The following is a 1,503-nucleotide window of genomic DNA, read 5'->3' on the forward strand; positions in this document are numbered from 1 at the left end:
TCGCCTCGTGCAACCCGGTCAAAGTGGACATGCTTCATTCTAACCGAGTAACACGCTACATTCGAAGTTATCTCCGTATCACATCCTGGAATTCCGCAGGAAGCCGCCACAGGGCACCCGGAGACGTCTCCTCCACAAAAGACCCAACCTCGCACTTATCCACGAAAGAGTCAGGCAGCGGCGGGCACCGTAGGCCGAGACGGTCAGCGCAACCGCCTGCCCCGCCAGCCGCACGGCAGTGCTCACGCCGTTGCAAGGCCGCCATCGGCGGCCGTGTCCCACGCGTCGTCGCATCACTCGGCAGAAGTGTCGCCGCTGGCGTCCGCGAGTCCGCTCTCCTGCACTCCCGCGAACAGGCCCATGACCTCGGGCCCCATCTCGACCTGGGTCAGCACGATCCGGAACGAGCCGTCCGGGTCGATGGAGAAGTCGGTTCCCTGTCCACCGGACCACCCGTATCGGCCGGCTGCGTCCCCTCTGGTCTGCACCGCGACACCGAAACCCCAGCCCGTGCCCTCCCAGAATCCCGGGAAGAAGCTGTCCGGTGTCTTCGCAATCGACGGGATCTGATCGGTGCGCATCAGCGCGAGCAGTTCGGGGGCGAGCATGACCTTCCCGTCGTGGCGCCCGCCCGCCGCCAGCATCCCGGCGAACGCCGCATAGTCGGACGCCGTCGACACGAGTTCGGAATGGCTGAGGTCGAACGGTGCGGGCGCCAGCGAGAATCCTCCGGCTGCAGGCTCGATCTCGACCAGACGGCCGTCCTCGTGCCGGTACGCGGCGGGCAGCCGGTACGCCTGGTCGAGCGGAACCGTGTACCCGGTGTCGACCATGCCGAGCGGGCCGAACAGGTCACGCCGCAGATGTTCCTCGAGCGTGCCGCCGACGACGCGGGAGAGCAGTATCCCGAGAAGGCCGAACGAGTGGTGATAACGCCATCCGGTTCCGGGCTGGAAGGTGAGCGGCAGTGCCGCGAGCGCGTCCAACCACTCCTGCGCGCCGAGCGCCACGGGCTCCTGGCCCGCTGCCGTCCGGTTGGCGATCATCGCCTCCGCCAACGGAGTCGGTGCGACCTGCACTCCGTACCCCGAAGTGTTCGTGAGCAGATGCCGTACCGTGATGGGCGTCGCCGCCGGCTCGACATCGTCCAGCGTGGCGTCCGGCGCGCGCAGAACCCGACGGTCGACGAGTTCGGGCATCCACCGCTCCACCGGATCGTCGAGACCGAGGCGGCCCTCCTGCACGAACCGCAGCGCGGCAACCGCCAGGATCGGCTTCGTCATCGACTGGATGCGCACGATCGCATCCGGCGGCAGGTCCCCGGTCGCGAAGATCTCGACCTTCCCGCCCGGAGAGCCGAGCACGCCGATGATTCCTGGCGCGATGCCCCGAACGACGTGGTCAGCGAGGATCTGCGGGAGCGAGCTCGTCATGCCCTCGATTCAACCCCGCCCGGACACCCGTGTCCACGGCCCCCGCCCCTCCCCCTTCCCCGTCTCCCCA

The 1,503-nt window shown here is 68.0% G+C and carries 1 protein-coding gene; it reads right to left on the reverse strand.

Annotated elements, in window-relative coordinates:
* Positions 1 to 293 precede the first annotated feature (293 nt).
* The gene (locus DW298_RS01675) at positions 294 to 1,433 is read right to left on the reverse strand and encodes a serine hydrolase domain-containing protein (protein ID WP_136040783.1); all 1,140 of its coding nucleotides are present in this window, start codon (positions 1,431 to 1,433) and stop codon (positions 294 to 296) included.
* Positions 1,434 to 1,503: the final 70 nt, after the last annotated feature.

The sequence above is a fragment of the Microbacterium sp. A20 genome (assembly GCF_004794515.1).
Classification (GTDB): domain Bacteria; phylum Actinomycetota; class Actinomycetes; order Actinomycetales; family Microbacteriaceae; genus Microbacterium.

Bases quoted from the DNA above. Each gene is read 5' to 3' on its own strand.
- DW298_RS01675 (WP_136040783.1), bottom strand. From the start codon at position 1,433: ATGACGAGCTCGCTCCCGCAGATCCTCGCTGACCACGTCGTTCGGGGC.